At 40.0% G+C, this 16,979-nt stretch carries 13 protein-coding genes and 1 other annotated feature; all 13 genes read right to left on the reverse strand.

Going from position 1 to position 16,979, the window contains the following annotated elements:
* Positions 1-128: 128 nt before the first annotated feature.
* Positions 129-599: a 30S ribosomal protein S7 gene (gene rpsG, locus R2R35_RS10525; protein WP_317734478.1), complete on the reverse strand. Its 471-nt coding sequence runs from the start codon at positions 597-599 to the stop codon at positions 129-131.
* A gap of 313 nt (positions 600-912) precedes the next feature.
* The gene (rpsL, locus tag R2R35_RS10530) at positions 913-1,332 is read right to left on the reverse strand and encodes a 30S ribosomal protein S12 (RefSeq protein ID WP_317734479.1); all 420 of its coding nucleotides are present in this window, start codon (positions 1,330-1,332) and stop codon (positions 913-915) included.
* Between the two features lie 277 nt (positions 1,333-1,609).
* Entirely contained in the window at positions 1,610-2,044 is a 435-nt protein-coding gene (locus R2R35_RS10535) for a hypothetical protein (protein WP_317734480.1), read from the reverse strand.
* Between the two features lie 135 nt (positions 2,045-2,179).
* The gene (gene nrdJ / locus R2R35_RS10540) at positions 2,180-4,273 is read right to left on the reverse strand and encodes a ribonucleoside-triphosphate reductase, adenosylcobalamin-dependent (protein ID WP_317734481.1); all 2,094 of its coding nucleotides are present in this window, start codon (positions 4,271-4,273) and stop codon (positions 2,180-2,182) included.
* Between the two features lie 458 nt (positions 4,274-4,731).
* Positions 4,732-8,457 carry a DNA-directed RNA polymerase subunit beta' gene (gene rpoC, locus R2R35_RS10545; RefSeq protein WP_317734780.1) on the reverse strand — a complete coding sequence of 1,242 codons (3,726 nt, stop codon included), beginning with the start codon at positions 8,455-8,457 and terminating at the stop codon, positions 4,732-4,734.
* 59 nt (positions 8,458-8,516) lie between these two features.
* Positions 8,517-12,350 (reverse strand): DNA-directed RNA polymerase subunit beta, encoded by a 3,834-nt coding sequence (gene rpoB / locus R2R35_RS10550; RefSeq protein WP_317734483.1) that lies wholly within the window; start codon positions 12,348-12,350, stop codon positions 8,517-8,519.
* A 1,085-nt stretch (positions 12,351-13,435) separates the two neighbouring features.
* Positions 13,436-13,801, reverse strand: coding sequence for a 50S ribosomal protein L7/L12 (rplL, locus tag R2R35_RS10555; protein ID WP_033164475.1), 366 nt, complete (start codon positions 13,799-13,801; stop codon positions 13,436-13,438).
* 52 nt (positions 13,802-13,853) lie between these two features.
* Positions 13,854-14,348 (reverse strand): 50S ribosomal protein L10, encoded by a 495-nt coding sequence (gene rplJ, locus R2R35_RS10560; protein WP_033164474.1) that lies wholly within the window; start codon positions 14,346-14,348, stop codon positions 13,854-13,856.
* 17 nt (positions 14,349-14,365) lie between these two features.
* Positions 14,366-14,578: a sequence feature (ribosomal protein L10 leader region), on the reverse strand.
* 54 nt (positions 14,579-14,632) lie between these two features.
* Positions 14,633-15,328 carry a 50S ribosomal protein L1 gene (gene rplA, locus R2R35_RS10565; RefSeq protein ID WP_033164473.1) on the reverse strand — a complete coding sequence of 232 codons (696 nt, stop codon included), beginning with the start codon at positions 15,326-15,328 and terminating at the stop codon, positions 14,633-14,635.
* Between the two features lie 112 nt (positions 15,329-15,440).
* The gene (gene rplK / locus R2R35_RS10570) at positions 15,441-15,866 is read right to left on the reverse strand and encodes a 50S ribosomal protein L11 (RefSeq protein WP_033164472.1); all 426 of its coding nucleotides are present in this window, start codon (positions 15,864-15,866) and stop codon (positions 15,441-15,443) included.
* A 124-nt stretch (positions 15,867-15,990) separates the two neighbouring features.
* Complete coding sequence (gene nusG / locus R2R35_RS10575; protein WP_317734485.1) at positions 15,991-16,506, reverse strand: transcription termination/antitermination protein NusG; 516 nt, start codon at positions 16,504-16,506, stop codon at positions 15,991-15,993.
* Positions 16,507-16,522: 16 nt separating this feature from the next.
* Positions 16,523-16,732 (reverse strand): preprotein translocase subunit SecE, encoded by a 210-nt coding sequence (gene secE / locus R2R35_RS10580; protein ID WP_033164470.1) that lies wholly within the window; start codon positions 16,730-16,732, stop codon positions 16,523-16,525.
* A gap of 71 nt (positions 16,733-16,803) precedes the next feature.
* Entirely contained in the window at positions 16,804-16,953 is a 150-nt protein-coding gene (gene rpmG, locus R2R35_RS10585; RefSeq protein ID WP_081848529.1) for a 50S ribosomal protein L33, read from the reverse strand.
* Positions 16,954-16,979 lie beyond the last annotated feature (26 nt).

The raw sequence follows: 16,979 nt of genomic DNA on the forward strand, positions 1-16,979 counted from the left end.
TCCTCCTTATCTTAAAGTCACATGTGATTTATAATCACAGAACAATATTTATTTACAGCAAACCATAACAGTTTGCTGCATTTAATGCTATATGGGTTCTGGCATAAGCCATAACCCATATCAGAAGATTACCAGCGATAATGTGCAAATGCCTTATTCGCGTCTGCCATTTTATGCATATCTTCTTTCTTCTTAACAGCAGAACCGGTATTGCCAGCAGCGTCTAAAATCTCGTTCGCTAACTTCTCTTCCATGGTCTTCTCTCCTCTTTTACGGGAGTAGAGAGTTAACCAACGAAGTGCTAATGCCTGTCTTCTGTCGGGTCTAACTTCGATTGGTACCTGATAGGTAGCACCGCCGATACGTCTTGCTTTTACTTCAAGAACCGGCATGATGTTATTCATAGCTTCTTCAAATACTTCGATAGCTTCTTTTCCAGCTTTCTCTGCTATTCTTTCGAAAGCTCCGTACACAATCTTCTGTGCAGTTCCTCTCTTACCATCTAACATAATGTTATTGATAAGCTTAGTTACAATCTTGCTGTTGTAAATAGGATCTGCTAATACATCTCTTTTCTGTATATGTCCTTTACGTGGCACGTTTCTTCCCTCCTTAATAATCCTTATTGCCCGTGTAATAAATTATTCTTTCACGGACCAGTAAAACAGTTATCACTGTCTCACATAAATAAGTTCACTTAAATCATCGGTACTCACATTCCCTGCTACATACGGGGCAGTATAGGTTAACCCTATACTCTTTAACTGTGTTCGCGCTCAGTTTAACTTATCTTTCAAATCTATACCACTGATGAAACATTCTTCCTCTGGGGTGATAAAACGCGGCTCCCTTATTTTATCCTAATCTGAAATAAAAATTAATCCGGCACTTAATGATTAGCGGAAAACTTAATTATTTTGCTGGCTTAGGTCTCTTTGCTCCATATTTGGAACGAGCCTGTCTTCTCTTAGCAACACCTGCTGTATCAAGTGTACCTCTGACGATATGGTAACGGGTACCAGGTAAATCCTTAACCCTTCCACCTCTGATCAGAACAACACTATGCTCCTGAAGGTTGTGGCCTTCACCGGGGATATAGCTTGTTACTTCGATTCCGTTAGAAAGACGAACTCTGGCAATTTTTCTAAGAGCGGAGTTAGGCTTCTTAGGAGTAGCTGTTCTAACCGCGGTGCAAACACCTCTCTTCTGGGGTGAGGACACATCAGTAGACTTCTTGTTTAAGGAGTTAAATCCTTTTTGAAGAGCAGGAGAAGCAGATTTCTTCTCAACCGTCTTTCTACCTTTTCTAACTAATTGATTAAATGTAGGCATTAATTTTCACCTCCTGATTTTTGTATGAATACTTTGGGCCGCCTTGCATTCTTGCTTAAAATAAACATAAACATTGACGCAATATAAAATCGCGCTATATGATTATACTTTAAATTTGAGAACTTGTCAAGAGTTTAAATATGAATTTTGGCTGTATAGCAGCTATGGTATGTTTTTCCAGTATCAATAGCTCTTATATTACGGTTCCATCATAGACCCTTCAAACTTCATATGCTCATCAAGTACTCTTAATCTTTGCCTTTTACCATTAGAATTCTTATTTTCTGCTGTTAAAGACAGTTCTTAAGATGTTCATGGGAAAGAGTTTTACCTTATACAACGCTACAGCTGCACCTGTCACCACAGCCAGCCCTAGGATAAAGTAGATGATATGCAGGGGATGTACGCTTCTCATGATAAGCACCTGTACACCAATCCAGATTACCAATGCTCCTCCGAATACACCGCTTATATAACCCTGATATTTTGAATGAAATCTTACTGTAAAACCTGCCAGTAAATTTCCAAGGCCTATTACTGCAAATAATATGAGGCTTGGGTAAAAATAATTGGTAAAGGGCGAACCTTTCAGCAGGTCATTTGTTATCCCCATTGGATTATCCGGATAAATCATACCCATGGTTCCACCGAATATAGCGCCTATTCCAATAAAGAAATGCAGAATTGCTAAATACATAAATACTTTTTTCATACACTTATCCTCTCCTGCTGTATATTAGTGGTAAAGCCTGATACAGCTGCTGTTTGAACTAATAGGGTTTTCTGTATAATCATACCAACTTTTGTATTTATGCGCAATATTCTATAAATTTTTTCAATTCTGCTTTTATCTGACCGGGCAGGCTCCGGTTTCACAGTCCTCCTCCAGAAGTTCGCTTTCTTCCGCATTCTCTAATGCTTTTAATAAAGAATAATCTATTGGTCTGCTTAAGCTGACGCGTCTATCGTAGTCTTCTTTTGTAATGGTTTCATAAGGAAGAAGCGGATATGTCTCTTCCAGCAAGGGAAGAAAGGTAATTCCTACAACACTGTCAAAGTTAGCAGAAAGCCATTCTGCCACCTCCTCCCATTCCTCTTCTCTTACATGAACCGTAATACTGGTATTATGATCCGTCCAGGCTTCCATGGTAAGTTTATAAAGGTTAAGCTGCTCTATGGCACCCACCTGATACTTCGTCTTTCCTTCCGGTGATTTCATCGGAAATTCAATCACCTTGACAGTACAGTTCTCATCTGTCTGCCCCACTTCGTTATAGACCGGATAACACCCCAGAAGTTCGATCATCTTATATAAAGGGTCTGTTTTTGAAACACGGACTCTCCTGATATAATAAGGGGCATGGGCATAATGCACCCCAGAACTTACCCCTGGCAGATTGGATAGAGTTCCTTCCGGCTTGATGGTTGTCATCAGCTGAGGTTTTTCTATCCCAAGTTCCCTGCAATAACGTTCTCCTTCTTCATGAACCGCTTTCTTTAATGTTTCCAGCAATTTTCTTAATTCATTGTAATCCATACCGGTACGATTCATCATATCCATCATTCCCGTTAAGGATACCCCTACAATACGATCCTCCTGCATGACCTTATTCCATTCCGGAAGTTCGACATCAACCAGTGTCATTCGTAAGGTAACCCTTGCTGATAACCTGATTACCTCTAGCAGCCCTTTCATATCAAGGGTATTATCCTCCTTTACAAAAGCTACCAGATTGTTGGTGGATAAATTACAGCACTGCTTGGAACGCAGAAGGATTTCACCACAGGGATTACAACCCAGAAAAGTTTCTTTCCGTCGAATTGCTTCCCGGTTATTCAGAAAACCCGGTTCACCGTTAATACGAATCGAATCAAGCATCGCTTTTATTTCTTCTTTCCCGGGAATACGGTTATATAAAACTGAATTATTGCTCATTTTTCGATGAGAAATCTTTGTGTCTTCAATCCATTGACCGTCTATTACTTTGTATAGATTCCTTTTCGCTTCGATAACCTCTGTATCATCCTCTTCACAGATTACCATCATTGCACTTCTTCTAACTCCACCGGATACCACATTCTCACTAATAATAGTTGCAATATCCAAAAGATCGATTGTTCTTAACCCCTCACCTGATTCAACCATTACTTTATTGATTTTCTCAAACATTCTCTTTAAGGATTTATGTCCTGAAGCTCTTCCGCCAAAACGTTTAAGTCGTTCGCCCTCCGGTCTTACATAGCTGTAATCAATGATTATGTTATGAATGTTCTCATACTCTTCAAGGCTGATAAGATCAAAATATAGTTCCAGTCCCTTGCACCAGCCTTCTTTACTGTCACCAATAAACAAAACTGCTGTGTTTGCCTCAATAGAAAGGAGTGTATTCTCCCGTTCTTCCTTCGTCAGCTGGTTATAAAGCCCTTCTTCGTATTTTCCAAGTAACTGGACCTTTCGCACCTCTGGCATAGAATCCGCTGCTTTTTTCTCAATTCGAACTCCAACTCCACAGCCTAACATCAGCAGGTAAAATACATCCGTATAATCTTTAAGCTGATCTATGGTAGTAAAGCAGCAATTATAGTTGGAGAGCGGATACTCCTTCACTATTTCTGTTCCTCCCATATAAAGAGTTCTGCCGGAAGGAAAGGTTCTCAGGGAAAAAAGATGATCAAAAAAACTTTCTGCCTCTTTTCTCTCTTCTGTCACATCTACCCGGATACCATGCTTTACTTTATATTCTATGCCTAGCATAACATTATACTGTACTGTACGGTAGACGGTCTCAAACCAGTTCTCCCTACGGCCTTTCTCTTCCACGTATCTGGCGTAAGTTCGCAGATAAACAAACTCACCGATTCCTGTCATTGGATTATCTTTCTTATGGTATTCCGACAAAAACTCTTCTGTCAACAAATCTTCTATTTGTAATTCATTCATGTTTTCCATTCCCTGCTTTCCAGATCAGTAGTTCACACTCTTTACAGTGTAAACACTTCATAAATGTTTAGTTTTTCCAAAGGTCGTATTTTTATGTAGGTACTATATATAGTATATAAATTATATAACTATACCACATATATGTCAATGCCGCCAAAAAAGAAATATTCTCATTCAATTTTTTTCTCTTTTTCCTTACCACCGACGTATCTTGCAGCCTCCCAGTACTAAATACTTAATCCCAGTAAATGGATAAGACTCACAATAGCACTAAATTATAATATATAACCATATGTCATAAATATTAAAACAGCGCAAAAGCTTTGTAAAATGCTCCTGTACTGTTTTGATTATATTGTTAGGTACCGCACCCTATCAGCTCCTGATCCAGCACACAGCAAAAAAGCCTCCAAAGAATCATTCTTTGGAGGCTTTCGTTATATTATTTTTTGTATTCCTTATTTGTCGGAATCATCCTCGAAATCAGCATCATCAAAATCTTCATCGGATAAATCCTCGTCTTCAAATTCATCCAACTCAATGCTGTCTAAATCATCATCCATGGCATCCTCTGAATAATTGAAGCTCTGATAATCATCATCCTCAAAATCTTCAGAAAGAATTAACTCTTCTTCCATATCGCTGTCAAGCTTAACAGAACGGTATCTTTTCATACCAGTACCGGCAGGTATTAACTTACCGATAATAACGTTCTCTTTTAATCCGATTAGTGGATCGACCTTTCCGTTAATAGCAGCTTCTGTTAATACCTTCGTGGTTTCCTGGAAGGATGCTGCTGAAAGGAAGGAGTTTGTTGCCAGGGAGGCTTTTGTAATACCAAGCATTACCTGCTTTCCGTCTGCAATGGTGAGTCCCTTTTCTTCCAATATCTCATTGGCATCATCGAATTCCAGAATATCAATCAGCTTACCTGGTAAGAATTCAGAATCTCCGCTGTTTTCAATACGGATTTTCTTAAGCATCTGACGTACGATGACCTCGATATGCTTATCGTTGATTTCAACGCCCTGTAAACGGTAAACGCGCTGTACTTCCTGAATCATATAATCCTGTACGGCACGAACGCCTTTGATCTTTAAGATATCATGAGGGTTAACGCTACCCTCTGTCAATTCATCTCCGGCCTCTAATACATCTCCGTCGAGAACTTTGATACGTGAACCATAAGGGATCAGATAAGTCTTAGCTTCTCCGGTCTCATTGTTTGTTACGATGACTTCACGTTTCTTCTTGGTATCCTTTATAGTAACAATACCGCCGAACTCTGCAATAATTGCAAGTCCCTTGGGCTTTCTTGCTTCAAATAATTCCTCTACACGGGGAAGACCCTGTGTAATATCATCACCGGCAACACCACCGGTATGGAAAGTACGCATGGTAAGCTGTGTTCCGGGTTCTCCGATGGACTGCGCAGCAATAATACCAACTGCTTCACCTACCTGAACTGCTTCACCGGTAGCCATGTTGGCACCGTAGCATTTAGCGCATACACCGATGTGTGACTTACAGGTTAAAATGGTACGAATCTTTAACTTGGCATTAAAGCCCTGTTCGTCGATTTTCTTTGTCGCAACGATTCTGGCTGCACGTTTTGGTGTAATCATATGATTTGCCTTAACGATCACCTCGCCGCTGTCATCTGTAAGAGTTTCACAGGAATATCTGCCGGTAATTCTCTCTTCAAGACTTTCGATTAATTCGCTGCCATCTGCAAAAGCTTTGATCCACATACCAGGAATTTCTTTGCCTTCACAGCAATCAACTTCACGGATGATAAGATCCTGGGATACGTCTACCAGACGACGGGTTAAGTAACCGGAATCGGCTGTACGAAGAGCAGTATCGGAAAGACCTTTTCTCGCACCATGAGCTGACATGAAGTACTCGAGAACGTCGAGACCTTCACGGAAGTTGGATTTAATAGGGAGCTCCAGAGTACGACCGGAGGTATCCGCCATAAGTCCACGCATACCGGCAAGCTGTTTGATCTGCTTATCGGAACCACGGGCACCGGAGTCTGCCATCATGTAAATGTTGTTGTATTTATCAAGTCCTGTAAGAAGTGCCTCTGTAATATCATCATCGGCCACCTTCCAGGTGTCAATAACTGCTTTGTGTCTTTCATCCTCTGTCATAAGACCACGGCGGAAGTTCTTAGAGATTTCTTCAACTCTTGATTCTGCCTCTGCAATAATGGTCTTCTTCTGAGGAGGAACGGTCATGTCGGAAATGGAAACGGTCATAGCTGCTCTTGTAGAGTATTTATAACCTAAGGATTTAATAGCATCCAGAGTTTCCGCTGTTTTAGTGGCTCCATGAGTATTGATACATTTCTCAAGAATCTTCTTAAGCTGTTTCTTACCAACATGGAAATCCACTTCAGGAATCAGGAAGTTATCGGGGTTCGTTCTGTCAACAAATCCCAGATCCTGGCTGATGATTTCATTAAAGATAAAGCGTCCCAGCGTGGATTCAACTGTCTTTGTAATAGTCTCACCACTGTTGTTTACACCAGTACGTCTTACTTTGATCTTTGCATGAAGGGTAATTGCAGCATTCTCATAAGCAAGGATTGCTTCATTTACACTCTTAAAGAAATGTCCTTCTCCCAAATCACCGGGCTTTTGTAAAGTCAGGTAATAGATACCAAGTACCATATCCTGTGAAGGAACGGCAACGGGACCACCGTCGGAAGGCTTTAAGAGGTTATTAGGGGAGAGCAGAAGGAATCTGCACTCTGCCTGAGCTTCTACGGAAAGAGGTAAATGTACAGCCATCTGGTCACCGTCGAAGTCAGCGTTGAAGGCGGTACAAACCAGAGGATGAAGCTTAATAGCCTTACCTTCTACCAATACCGGCTCAAATGCCTGGATACCAAGTCTGTGGAGTGTTGGTGCACGGTTAAGCATTACCGGATGCTCTCTGATAACCTCTTCTAATACATCCCATACCTCAGACTGAAGTCTTTCCACCATTTTTTTAGCGGATTTTATATTATGCGCGGTACCTTTGGCAACCAGCTCTTTCATAACAAAAGGTTTGAATAACTCAATTGCCATTTCCTTTGGCAGACCACACTGATAAATCTTTAATTCCGGTCCTACTACGATAACAGAACGTCCGGAGTAGTCAACACGTTTACCAAGTAAGTTCTGACGGAAACGTCCCTGTTTACCCTTTAACATATCGGATAGGGATTTTAAAGCACGGTTTCCGGGTCCTGTAACGGGTCTTCCTCTTCTTCCGTTATCAATTAAAGCATCAACAGCTTCCTGAAGCATTCTCTTCTCATTTCTCACAATGATATCAGGTGCGCCAAGCTCTAAAAGTCTCTTTAAACGGTTATTACGGTTAATGATTCTTCTGTATAAATCGTTCATATCAGAGGTAGCGAAACGTCCACCATCCAACTGAACCATAGGTCTTAAATCCGGAGGAATTACAGGTACTACGGAGAGAATCATCCACTCCGGTCTGTTTCCTGACTCACGGAAAGCTTCTACTACTTCCAGTCTCTTGATTACTCTGGCTCTCTTCTGTCCAGTAAAATCCTTTAAGCCTTTCTTTAATTCTTTGGATTCTGCTTCCAGATCAATTGCCATCAACAGTTCCTGGATTGCTTCCGCACCCATTCCAACACGGAACCTGTTTCCGTATTTTTCATAGGCTTCTCTGTATTCCTTTTCATTAAGAACCTGTTTATACTGCAGATCACTGCTTCCTTTATCAAGTACAATATAGGAGGCAAAGTAGAGCACTTTTTCCAGTGTTCTGGGTGATAAGTCCAGAATTAATCCCATACGGCTGGGGATACCTTTAAAGTACCATATATGAGATACAGGGGCAGCGAGCTCAATATGGCCCATTCTTTCCCTGCGGACAGATGCTTTTGTTACTTCAACACCACATCTGTCGCACACAACGCCTTTATAGCGAATCTTTTTATATTTTCCGCAATGACACTCCCAGTCCTTGCTGGGTCCGAAAATTTTCTCACAGAATAAACCGTCTTTTTCAGGCTTTAAGGTTCTGTAGTTAATGGTCTCCGGTTTTTTTACCTCGCCTCTGGACCACTCTCTGATTTTTTCAGGAGAAGCAAGGCCAATCTTTATAGCATCATAGGTTATTTCCGGACCACTTTGGTTATTTACCACTTCTGGCATCATCTGGCACTCCCTTTCATAGTAACGGACCTTTTAAACAGTCCTTTTCTTACAGTAGACTAGTCTTCGAATTCTTCTTCCTCAATATCGCTGATCTCTACCGTCTCCTCATCAAAAGGATCAAAGAAACTTTCCTCTTCCTCAGGTGTGGTCTCACGGTATCCCGCATCCGTATAATCCTCGTCATAACGGAAGTTGTTGTCTCCCTCGATAAGAGGTGTCAAGTCACCTTCACCATAGTCGATATTTTCAGTCATCTTGATTTCCTGACCATTTTCATCCAACACGATAACATCCAGCGCTAAAGACTGAAGCTCTTTTAAGAGTACCTTGAAGGATTCCGGAATTCCGGGATCAGAGATATTCTCTCCCTTAATTATTGCTTCATAGGTCTTAACACGACCGGTAACATCATCGGATTTCACTGTAAGGATTTCCTGAAGAGTATAAGCAGCGCCATATGCCTCCAACGCCCAAACCTCCATTTCACCGAATCTCTGTCCACCGAACTGAGCTTTACCACCAAGTGGCTGCTGTGTTACTAAAGAGTAAGGACCTGTGGAACGAGCATGGATCTTATCATCTACCAGATGGTGGAGTTTTAAGTAGTGCATGAAGCCCACTGTAACAGCTCCGTCAAAGAATTCTCCGGTTCTTCCGTCACGGAGTCTTACCTTTCCATCTCGGTTAATGGGTACACCTTTCCATTGTTCTCTGTAAGCTTTATTATTTTCCAGATAATCCATAACCTCAGGGTCAAGGACATCATTGTATTTATTTTGGAATTCATCCCACTCAGTATTTACATAGTCATTAGCCAGCTCAAGAGTATCCATGATATCATACTCGTTTGCACCGTCAAATACCGGTGTTGCCACCTTAAAGCCAAGAACCTTGGAGGCAAGACTTAAGTGAATCTCAAGCACCTGACCGATGTTCATACGAGAAGGCACACCCAGAGGGTTCAGCACGATATCAAGAGGTCTTCCGTTGGGAAGGAAGGGCATATCTTCTGCCGGTAATACACGGGAAACAACACCCTTATTACCATGACGTCCGGCCATCTTATCTCCAACCTGAATCTTTCTTTTCTGTGCTATATATACTCTAACGGTCTGGTTTACACCAGGAGAGAGTTCATCACCGTTTTCTCTTGTAAATACTTTGGCATCGACAATAATACCATACTCACCGTGAGGAACACGTAAAGAGGTATCTCTTACTTCTCTTGCTTTCTCACCGAAAATCGCACGAAGAAGTCTCTCTTCTGCTGTAAGCTCAGTCTCTCCCTTAGGAGTTACCTTACCTACCAGAATATCTCCGGCACGAACTTCTGCACCGATACGGATAATTCCGCGCTCATCCAGATCTTTTAACGCATCATCACCGACACCTGGTACGTCCCTTGTGATTTCTTCGGGTCCTAATTTGGTATCTCTGGACTCTGCTTCATATTCTTCAATATGAACGGAGGTATATACATCCTCCTGCACCAGTCTTTCACTTAAAAGAACCGCATCTTCGTAATTGTAACCTTCCCAGGTCATAAATCCGATCAGAGGATTCTTACCCAAAGCTAATTCACCTTGTGAAGTGGAAGGACCGTCTGCAATAACCTGACCAGCTTCAACTTTATCACCTTTCACAACGATAGGTCTCTGGTTGATACAGGTTCCCTGGTTACTTCTGGCAAATTTTAATAATTTATATGCTTTTTTCGTTCCATCATCATTTTTAATTATAATTTCTTTGGAGGTAGATTTTTCAACCATTCCTGCCTTTTCAGAAACCACACATACACCGGAGTCAACGGCTGCTTTTAATTCAATACCGGTTCCTACAACAGGAGACTCGGTTATTAATAAAGGCACGGCCTGACGCTGCATGTTAGATCCCATGAGGGCACGATTGGCATCATCATTCTCAAGGAAAGGAATCATGGCTGTAGCAACGGAGAATACCATCTTAGGAGATACGTCCATTAAATCAATTCTTGACTTAGGGAACTCAAGGGTATCTTCTCTAAAACGACCAGATACGTTTACATTTGTAAAATACCCGTTTTCATCCAGAGACTCATTTGCCTGTGCTACAACATATTTATCCTCTTCGTCCGCCGTCATATAGATAACTTCATCAATTACTCTGGGATTCTTAGGATCTGTCTTATCCACCTTACGATAAGGTGCTTCAATAAATCCATACTCATTAATTCTGGCATAGGATGCCAAGGAGTTGATAAGACCGATGTTAGGACCTTCGGGTGTCTCTACGGGACACATTCTTCCATAGTGGGAGTAATGTACGTCACGAACCTCAAAGCCGGCACGATCACGGGAAAGACCGCCAGGTCCTAAGGCTGAGAGACGTCTCTTATGGGTCAACTCACCAAGGGGATTATGCTGATCCATAAACTGTGACAGCTGGGAACTACCAAAGAACTCCTTCACTGCTGCAGTAACAGGTTTGATATTGATTAAGGACTGAGGGCTTACACCTTCTAAATCCTGTGTGGTCATTCTTTCTCTAACCACACGTTCCATTCTGGAAAGACCGATACGGTACTGGTTCTGAAGTAATTCTCCAACCGCACGGATTCTTCTGTTTCCTAAATGGTCAATATCATCAGAACCTCCTACTTCATATTCAAGATGAATATTGTAGTTGATGGAAGCAATGATATCATCCTTGGTTATATGTTTAGGAATCAATTCATTAATATTTCTCTTAATCGCTAATTTGATTTCTTCAATATCTTTGAATTCATCTAAGATACTTTTTAACACAGGGTAATAAACTTCCTCGGTTACCCCTAGTTCTTTTTTATCTACATCCAGGTAATAGTTCAAATCTACCATCTGGTTCGTAAGTACTTTAACATTTCTTTCTTCCGCTTGTACCATTATGGAACGTACTGCCGCATTCTGAATCTCTACGGCCAGCTCTTCGTTAATTGTGGTACCTGCTTCCGCTAAGATTTCTCCTGTTTCCCTGTTTACGACATCTTCAGCCAGAATAGCTCCGATGACCCTATTCTTTAAGGAAAGTTTCTTGTTGAACTTAAATCTTCCAACCTTCGCAAGATCATATCTTCTGGGGTCGAAAAACATGCTGTTAATTAAAGACTCCGCACTTTCTACAGAAAGAGGCTCGCCTGGACGCAGCTTTTTGTACAGCTCAAGTAAACCATCCTGATAATTGTCAGAAGGATCTTTTGTAATACTGGCAAGAATTTTAGGCTCTTCACCGAAAAGTTCCTGAATTTCAATATTGCTGCCGATTCCGAGGGCACGAATCAGTACAGTAATGGGAACTTTTCTGTTACGGTCTACACGAACGTAAAATACATCGTTGGAATCTGTTTCATACTCCAACCAAGCTCCTCTGTTGGGGATAACAGTGGAGGAGAAAAGTTTCTTACCGATTTTGTCATGTCCAATTGCATAATAGATTCCGGGGGAACGTACCAACTGGCTAACGATAACTCTTTCTGCTCCGTTTATTACGAAGGTTCCGGTTTCCGTCATTAAAGGCAAGTCACCCATAAAAATATCGTGTTCATTGATTTCATCGTTCTCTTTGTTGTGAAGTCTGACTTTCACCTTTAAAGGTGCAGCATAGGTAGCATCTCTTTCCTTGCACTCTTCAATTGAATATTTGACATCATCTTCGCACAGCGCAAAATCAACGAATTCTAAGCTCAAATGCCCACTGTAATCTTCTATTGGAGAAATATCTTCAAAAACTTCCTTCAGTCCTTCATCTAAAAACCACTGATAGGAATTCTTTTGAACTTCAATAAGATTTGGCATTTCCAAAACTTCTTTTTGCCTAGAATAGCTCATTCTTACGCCGTTACCAACTTTGATTGGACGTATCCTGTTTTTATCCATTGACGTTTTCACCCCTTGAGTTTTATTTTTATTTCCAGAAAGATTCTAGAATAATTTGTTTAAACCACTTTTCTTTTACACTTATATGTGCTATAATAGATATTGTAGGCATATCTTCGCACAATAGTGCATCTTTCATACTATCACAAGTTTGTCAAGATGTCAATATGTTTTTGTCCTTTTTTTCTATTCCCATGCAAAAAAGTTCCCTATCTTAAGTTTATTCCCCAATTTGATAAGTCTATACCAGGGACCCCTGTAATTTTTTGTGTCTTGAATTTGAGTATTTTAAAATACATATTAAGATTTTCATTTTTATTGTAGTAAGTTCGAGATTAAAAGATTAAAGTTCTAGGTTATAATTTGAAATTTTAGATTTTAAGTTCTTGGTTAGGTCTCTAAGTTTAAAGTTTTAGGTTCGTAATGAAAGCACTAAGTTTTAAGTTCTACTTTGTAGTTCTAAGTTAAGGGCTCTAAGTTTAAAGTTTTAGGTTTGTGGTTCTAAGTTATGTGTTCTAAGTTTAAAGTTCTAGTTTTGTTGTTCTAAGTTAAGAGCTCTAAGTTTAAAGTTCTAGGTTTATAGTTCTAAGTTAAGAGCTCTAAGTTTAAAGTTCTAGGTTTATAGTTCTAAGTTAAGAGCTCTAAGTTTAAAGTTCTAGGTTTATAGTTCTAAGTTAAGAGCTCTAAGTTTAAAGTTCTAGGTTTTTAGATCTAAGTTAAAAGATCTAAATTTAAAGTTCAGCTTGAAGTTCTAGGTTAAGAGCACCAAATTTAAAGTTCTCGTTCTGAAGCTCTAAGTTAAGAACACTAAGTCTAAAGTTTATAGTTCTAAGTTTTAGGTTTTAGAGGTTCTAATTTAAAAATCCAATTAACTATCTAATTAAGTGATATCCCAGATCCTGACAGCCTGATAATAGTAAGACCGAATATATTAGAATCAATTAATCTTGGACAGCAATGGCTTCATAATGTCCTTACTATATAATAATGTTTGAGTATATGATAGATTAATAAATACTGTATCTGCGAAATAAAAAAGTCTGTCCTGGCATTTGTCAGAACAGACTTTTATCATTTGCTGTAAATTATTTAACTGTAACTTTAGCGCCTTCTGCTTCAAGTTTAGCTTTGATATCAGCAGCTTCATCTTTAGATGCAGCCTCTTTTAATGTCTTAGGAGCGCCATCTACAAGGTCTTTAGCTTCTTTTAAGCCTAAGCCAGTGATTTCACGAACTACTTTAATAACCTTAACTTTGTTAGGGCCGCAGTCTGTTAACTCTACGTCAAATTCTGTCTTCTCTTCAGCTTCTGCTGCACCAGCTGCAGGACCAGCAACTACAACACCAGCTGCTGCGGATACACCGAATTCTTCTTCACATGCTTTTACTAAATCATTTAATTCTAATACTGTTAAGCTCTTAATAGCTTCGATAAACTCTTGAGTTGTCATTTGAAAATACCTCCGTTTAATAATTTATTGTACTGAAACTAATTTTTGATCCTTATGCCACTTCAGACTGTTTCTCAGCGATCTGCTTAAGAACACGAGCAAAGTTGGTAATAGGTGACTGTAAGCTTCCAAGTAACTTGGAAATAAGTACTTCTCTGGAAGGAATTGTTGCGATAACCTGGATACCTTTTTCATCATAGTAGGTTCCTTCAACAACACCTGCTTTGAACTCTAACTTAGGAGCAGTCTTGATTGTATCATTGATGATTCTTGCAGGAGATGTTGCATCTTCGATGCCGAAAGCCACTGCTGTAGGTCCTTCTAAGTGTTTAGCAAGACTCTCATAAGCAGTTCCTTCAAACGCACGCTTTAACAAAGTATTCTTATATACTTTATATACAACTCCAGCTTCTCTTAACTGCTTACGAAGCTTTGTATCTTCTTCCACAGTAAGTCCACGGTAGTCAACTGCAACGATTGATTTCGCCTGATCAACATAACCTTTAATCTCATCGATAATAGGTTGTTTTAATTCTACTTTTGCCATTCTGGTATACCTCCTTATAGATTTTTAAAAAATCCCTTACTGCCGGACAGTAAGGGATTCGAAAATTCGTATCAGGAACGCGGGGTAAACAGAAATATTTCTATTTATCTTAAGTTCCGTATGAATTAAAGTTCGTAAGATCATATAATCTTAAAAACCATTCCCTCGGTAGGCGTTTTCTCCTTATGCCTTACGGCACCTACTGTCTACGGCAGTTATTGCTAACGTATTATAACATTAATCTATTATAGTGTCAACCATAAATTAAAATCTTTTTAAAACTATTACTGAGCAAGCTTCGCTGTATTTAATTTTACACCAGGTCCCATAGTGGAAGACAGTGTAACGCTTTTTAAATACTGACCCTTTGCTGCAGAAGGTTTTGCTTTATTGATTGCACCGATAAGCGTCTGGAAGTTGTCCGCTAATTGATCTTCGCTAAAAGAAGCTTTTCCCAACGGCACGTGAATGATATTTGTCTTGTCTAATCTGTATTCAATCTTACCAGCTTTGATTTCCTTAACAGCCTTTGTTACATCCATAGTAACAGTTCCAGCTTTAGGGTTAGGCATTAAGCCCTTAGGTCCGAGTACACGTCCTAAACGTCCTACTACACCCATCATATCAGGAGTTGCAACAACTACGTCAAAGTCAACCCAGCCATCGTTCTGGATTTTAGGCACTAACTCTTCTCCGCCTACGTAATCTGCTCCGGCTGCTTCAGCTTCTGTAAGCTTGTCACCCTTTGCAAATACTAAAACTTTAACATCTTTACCAGTTCCGTGGGGAAGTACAACTGCTCCACGTACCTGCTGATCAGCGTGACGACCGTCAACACCAAGTCTGATATGAGCTTCTACTGTTTCATCAAATTTAGCAACTGCTGTTTTCTTAACTAAGCCGATAGCAGCATCTGCATCATAAAGAACAGCCCTGTCGATAAGCTTTGCAGCTTCTGCGTATTTCTTTCCTCTTTTCATTACATTACCTCCTAGTGGTATTATCGGGAGCTTAAAGAATCTGTTCATTTCGCTAAACAGTTCCATCATGGAATAATAAAACCTTCCATTACCCTCCCACACTTAAAATAAATTAGTCAACTACAGTGATTCCCATACTTCTTGCAGTACCTGCAATCATACTGGTTGCTGTTTCAATATTAGCTGCATTCAAATCAGGCATTTTTAATTCTGCGATTTTCTGAACTTCAGCTCTTGTGATTGTAGCAACTTTAGTCTTGTTAGGAACAGCTGAACCGGACTTTAAATTGCAAGCTTTCTTTAACAATATAGCAGCGGGAGGAGTCTTAGTGATAAAGCTGAAGCTTCTATCCGCATATACTGTGATAACTACAGGGATGATCATTCCTTCCTGATCTGCAGTTCTTGCATTAAATTCCTTTGTAAACTGCACAATGTTAACACCGTGCTGACCTAAAGCAGGTCCTACGGGCGGTGCAGGTGTTGCCTTTGCAGCGGGAATCTGTAATTTAATATATCCTGTAACTTTCTTTGCCATTATAGCATACCTCCTGAATTTGTGGTTTTATCGGGATTGCCCTCCCACCATCCGGTTTTTTGCAATAGAAGTATTTTCTACCGGATGCGTTTGTTTACAGTTTGTAACTATTCAGTAATAGTCACTACATTTTTCTAATATCCGTGAAACTGATCTCGACAGGAGTTTCACGACCAAACATATCGACACTGATTGTAACGATCTGCTTGTGAGTATTAATCTGCTTAATGATGCCGGTTGTATTTTCCCACACACCGGAAACAACCTCCACCATATCACCGATTTCAAAATCAATAACAACATCATCTTTTCTGATTCCCATGGCCTTCATTTCTAAGTCCGTTAAGGGAACCGGTTTGGAGCCAGGACCGACAAATCCGGTAACGCCGCGGGTATTACGCACAACGTACCAGGTATCGTCGTTCATTTCCATGTTAAGTAAAACATATCCAGGGAACAACTTCTTCTGAACTTTTTTCTTAACACCGTTCTTTACTTCAATAACATCCTGAAGGGGAACGGATACCTCTAAGATTTGATCTTGAAGCTTTCTGTTTTCAATTGTTTTCTCAATGTTGGCTTTAACCTTATTCTCATATCCTGAGTAAGTATGAACAACGTACCAATTCGTCTTTGACATATGACCACCTTTATTTCTATTTAATAATAAATCCGAATCCGAACTTAATGATAACATCAAGTAGAGATATTATTAAACCTAAAGCAACAGATGCTACTAAAACAGCTGTTGACTGCTTTACAAGGGTTTCTTTGTCAGGCCAGGCGATTTTTGAGAATTCAGCTTTCAGTCCTGAGAACTTGCTTTTCTTTGGAGCCTTTTCTGTTGTAGTTAAGTTTTCTCCCATATTCTCTTATCCTTTCCTATCAGTATAACCGGATTAGACCGGCAAATAACTGATGAGACTATTCGATTCCGTTATTTTGTTTCTTTGTGTGTTGTGTGTGATTTGCAGAACTTGCAATATTTCTTTGTTTCCATTCTGTCTGGATGTGCTTTCTTTTCTTTTGTCGTATTATAATTACGTTGTTTGCACTCCGTACATGCCAATGTGATCTTTACGCGCACAGCTTCCACCTCCGCTTGAAATTTAA

Origin of the sequence: Anaerocolumna sp. AGMB13020 (assembly GCF_033100115.1) — a bacterium.
In the GTDB taxonomy this organism is placed as follows: domain Bacteria; phylum Bacillota; class Clostridia; order Lachnospirales; family Lachnospiraceae; genus Anaerocolumna.

What these genes read in the sequence shown, in the direction of transcription:
- nrdJ (WP_317734481.1), bottom strand. Translation starts at nt 4,273, where the DNA reads ATGAATGAATTACAAATAGAAGATTTGTTGACAGAAGAGTTTTTGTCG.
- rpoC (WP_317734780.1), bottom strand. Translation starts at nt 8,457, where the DNA reads ATGCCAGAAGTGGTAAATAACCAAAGTGGTCCGGAAATAACCTATGAT.
- rplL (WP_033164475.1), bottom strand. Translation starts at nt 13,801, where the DNA reads ATGACAACTCAAGAGTTTATCGAAGCTATTAAGAGCTTAACAGTATTA.
- R2R35_RS10535 (WP_317734480.1), bottom strand. Translation starts at nt 2,044, where the DNA reads ATGAAAAAAGTATTTATGTATTTAGCAATTCTGCATTTCTTTATTGGA.
- rplA (WP_033164473.1), bottom strand. Translation starts at nt 15,328, where the DNA reads ATGAAAAGAGGAAAGAAATACGCAGAAGCTGCAAAGCTTATCGACAGG.
- secE (WP_033164470.1), bottom strand. Translation starts at nt 16,732, where the DNA reads ATGGGAGAAAACTTAACTACAACAGAAAAGGCTCCAAAGAAAAGCAAG.
- nusG (WP_317734485.1), bottom strand. Translation starts at nt 16,506, where the DNA reads ATGTCAAAGACGAATTGGTACGTTGTTCATACTTACTCAGGATATGAG.
- rpsL (WP_317734479.1), bottom strand. Translation starts at nt 1,332, where the DNA reads ATGCCTACATTTAATCAATTAGTTAGAAAAGGTAGAAAGACGGTTGAG.
- rpoB (WP_317734483.1), bottom strand. Translation starts at nt 12,350, where the DNA reads ATGGATAAAAACAGGATACGTCCAATCAAAGTTGGTAACGGCGTAAGA.
- rplK (WP_033164472.1), bottom strand. Translation starts at nt 15,866, where the DNA reads ATGGCAAAGAAAGTTACAGGATATATTAAATTACAGATTCCCGCTGCA.
- rplJ (WP_033164474.1), bottom strand. Translation starts at nt 14,348, where the DNA reads ATGGCAAAAGTAGAATTAAAACAACCTATTATCGATGAGATTAAAGGT.